Annotated in this window: 4 protein-coding genes; 1 reads left to right on the plus strand and 3 read right to left on the minus strand. The window is 55.3% G+C overall.

Annotated features, from left to right (window positions below; translation table 11 throughout):
- Window positions 1-58: 58 nt before the first annotated feature.
- The 3 genes from HMPREF2952_RS00895 to HMPREF2952_RS00905 are packed head-to-tail and all read right to left on the minus strand — an operon-like array spanning window position 59 to window position 2,782.
- Window positions 59-1,348 carry an ISL3-like element ISPpu12 family transposase gene (locus tag HMPREF2952_RS00895; protein ID WP_049331821.1) on the minus strand — a complete coding sequence of 430 codons (1,290 nt, stop codon included), beginning with the start codon at window positions 1,346-1,348 and terminating at the stop codon, window positions 59-61.
- Window positions 1,349-1,369: 21 nt separating this feature from the next.
- On the minus strand, window positions 1,370-1,882 hold the full coding sequence (lspA, locus tag HMPREF2952_RS00900; protein ID WP_003821921.1) for a signal peptidase II: 513 nt from the start codon (window positions 1,880-1,882) through the stop codon (window positions 1,370-1,372).
- A 3-nt stretch (window positions 1,883-1,885) separates the two neighbouring features.
- Window positions 1,886-2,782, minus strand: coding sequence for a cation efflux transmembrane domain-containing protein (locus HMPREF2952_RS00905; protein ID WP_070588402.1), 897 nt, complete (start codon window positions 2,780-2,782; stop codon window positions 1,886-1,888).
- Between the two features lie 95 nt (window positions 2,783-2,877).
- Here HMPREF2952_RS00905 and cadR point away from each other — a divergent pair, with 95 nt between their 5' ends.
- The gene (gene cadR, locus HMPREF2952_RS00910; protein ID WP_004364961.1) at window positions 2,878-3,285 is read left to right on the plus strand and encodes a Cd(II)/Pb(II)-responsive transcriptional regulator; all 408 of its coding nucleotides are present in this window, start codon (window positions 2,878-2,880) and stop codon (window positions 3,283-3,285) included.
- The last annotated feature ends 89 nt before the right edge of the window (window positions 3,286-3,374 follow it).

Consider the following 3,374-nt stretch of genomic DNA (forward strand, 5'->3'; position numbering starts at 1 on the left):
GGGTATACGGATTTAATGGTTGATGGGGCACCTTCACCCCATCAATCTGATACCACCCTCAGATGGTTGATAGATCGACTCCGTAGTTGAGTTCCTCTGCGAAGTCCGGCAGTCCGTAACCGATGGTTTTCTTGTAGAAAGGAGAGACCTTCGCAGTCGGTGCCTTCTTCTTGTGCTTCGTGGTGTAGAGCATTCGTGCCCGCATCACCTCGAAGGAGTAACCGCGCCCTTCACGGTTCTTGTCCTTGGCCAGTCGGTTGATGGACTCCGTGTAAGCGTTGGTGACGGGCATGTCCATCTCGAAGTAGGTCATGGTCTCTTCACGCCAGTTTCCCACTGCCCTGACCAGATCGCTCCAGACTTCCTTTTGGCCCTTCGGGATGGTGGCTATCCACTCGTCCAGGGCGGCTTCTGCCTGGAGCCGTGTGGTGGCGTCCCAGATGCCGTAGAAGCGCTCCTTGTGCTCGTAGGCGGCCAGCAGTTGCGGGAACGCGCCTGTCCAGGTCTCCATGATGAGGCGCTCCCGGTCTGAGACTTCGTGAGCGCGTTTCAGCAGGATTTTCCGGTCTCCCTTGAGAGTCCGGCTCTGGGACGGTTTCAGCTCCTTTCTGAGGCCCTTGCGCACTCTCTCTAGGGCATCGTTGGCCATGCGCACCACATGGAACTTATCGACCACGATACGGGCCTGGGGCAGTACAGCCTTGACCGCTGCCCGGTAGGGGTTCCACATGTCCATGCTGACGATCTCGACCTTCTGCCGGTCTTTCAGCTTCATCAGGTAGTTGGTCACCACGTCCTGGCGGCGGGTGGCCAGCAGGTCGAGCAGGGTTCGCTCCTCAATGTTGGTCAGAATGCAGCGGTAGCGCTTGTTCAGGTATAGCTCGTCAATGCCCAGGATGCGGGGCGTCTCGAAGCGGTGCCAGCGCCCCAAGAACTCGGCGCGGGCGTTGAAGATGTCGCGCACCGTCTTCTCGTCCAGGCCGGTCTGTGCCGCCACAAAGGTGTAGGGGTGGTTGAAGGATTCCTTCTCCACGTACTCATGCAGCCGCAGTGTCATACGGAATCCGTCCACCATCTCCGGTAGCTGGGGCCTGAATGTTGTCTTGCAGGCCCGGCAGGTGTATCGGCGGCGGACCACCCAGAGAGTGACCCGCTTGCCGTGGATGGGCAGATCACGATAGGGAACGTCACGCTTGCCGAACCGTACGAACTCACCCTGCACGCCGCATTCCTCGCAGGCGATGGGATCGGGCACGTCCACCTGGAAGTGCATTTCGTCGTCGGTTGATTTGCAGCCCAGTACTTGGTATTGCGGCAGGTGAAGGATGTTGTCGGGAAGTTCGGTCATGGTGTTGTATAGGCGTAGGTGTCAGTCAGATCCATCCGACTCGGCATTGGTGTTTGCTTTTTTACCCAACAAGCTGCTGGAAACGAAAAGTAAGGCACCGAGGACAATTGCAATATCAGCCAGGTTGAAGGCCGGCCAATGCCAGTCTCGCCAATAGAAATCAAAGGAATCCACAACATAGCCGCGAAAGACCCGGTCAATCAGGTTGCCCATGGCGCCACCGAGGATAAGACTGTAAGCGATGGCTTCTCCTTTATGACGATTTTCAAGGATCAGCTTGATCAGAAAAATCGAGACCACTACCGCGATTCCGATAAAAAAGTAGCGCTGCCAGCCTCCACCATTCGCAAAAAGACTGAATGCGGCACCGGTGTTCCATAGGTGCACCCAGTTAAAGAACGGGGTCACCGAAACATACTCGCCATAGGCCATTGATTGCTGCACCAGCCACTTTACAGCCTGATCAGACGCTGCCAGCAGGCCCGATATGGACAATAGGGCATACGGCGAGAGCTTTTTGCCAATAATGAGCATTATTTAACCCTTCAACGCCAAAATGCGTCTGGCACCGTTAAGTACAATCACCCCCGTGATGGTGCCGATAATCAGATCTGGATAATTGGAACCGGTCCACGCGACCAGGGCGCCGGCGGTGATGCCCCCCAGGTTGATCACCACGTCGTTGGCCGAGAATATCAAGCTTGCCTTCATGTGCGCCCCGCCTTCCCGATGTTTGGATATGAGCAGCAGACAACTGGTATTGGCAATCAATGCGACGAATGCGATAGCCATCATCACCAGAGATTCAGGCTCACTACCGAATACAAAGCGTCTCACCACCTCTACGAGCACGCCCACAGCCAAGATCAGTTGCAGTACACCAGCAAGATGCGCGGCACGTACCTGCATTTTCACGCTATGTCCAACCGCATAAAGGGCAAGCCCGTACACCGCCGCATCGGAAAAATTGTCCAGGGATTCTCCAATCAGGCCGGTGGACTGGGCGATCAGACCGGCAGTCATTTCCACTACGAACAGAAGTGCATTGATGCCGAGCAACCAGCGCAGGGTCCAGGATTCTTGCTTAGCAGAAGCTGCCGAAAACTCGGCGGCCTTGATGGTCTCTGGATTTGCAGCGACGGTTTCCTGAAGCGAGGCGCCTAGCCCCAAGGTCTTCAGTTTCGAGGTGACGGGCTCGATCTCGCCGTCATGCACGACCTTCAACCGGCGGTTCGACAAGTCGAAGGACAGCGCCCGAATCTCCTCAAAGCCGTTCAGGGCTAGGCGAATCATTCGTTCTTCTGATGGACAGTCCATCTTCGGCACTGCATAAACACTGACCCATCTCCCTGTCGCCTCGGAGGAGGCCTGTATATCGGTATCCGCTGCGGACGTTGCATCACCGCCACAGGCGCCACCACAGGATTTGCTCATAATATGACTCCACTTGAACAATGTTGTGGTACCATTTTAAACTATAAAGCTACTATAAGGTCAATAGAGTAAAGAATCCGTTGGGGAGGAGGCTGATGCGCATTGGTCAGTTGGCGCAGTTGGTAGGGGTCGAAACACAGACGATCCGCTTCTATGAACAGCAGGGCTTATTGCCGCCGCCTGATCGGCAGGACAACGGTTACCGTGTCTATACCGAGAAGCATGGTGAGGGGCTGGCCTTCATCCGTCGCTGCAGAATCCTGGGCCTGTCACTGGCTGAGATTCACGAACTACAGAGCTATCAGGACGACCCTCATCAGCCTTGTACCGCCGTCAACGCCTTGCTCGATGATCACATCTCTCATGTGCGGTCGCAGATAACCGCTCTGCAAGCGCTTGAGAAACAACTCGTTTCACTGAGAGCGAGTTGCAACGATGACCGGGAAGTTGAGGCGTGTGGGGTTCTTGCTGGAATTAGCGAAGGAAACATGCACCAGCAGTAGGTGAAGCATCAACCAGATAATCCGATGAGATGCTAGTCTGTCTCACTCTCATGCAAAGGTAAGATCAACCATTTAATCCGCTTACCCCA

It is taken from the genome of Neisseria sp. HMSC068C12, from assembly GCF_001814095.1.
GTDB classification, from domain to species: Bacteria; Pseudomonadota; Gammaproteobacteria; order Burkholderiales; family Neisseriaceae; genus Neisseria; species Neisseria perflava.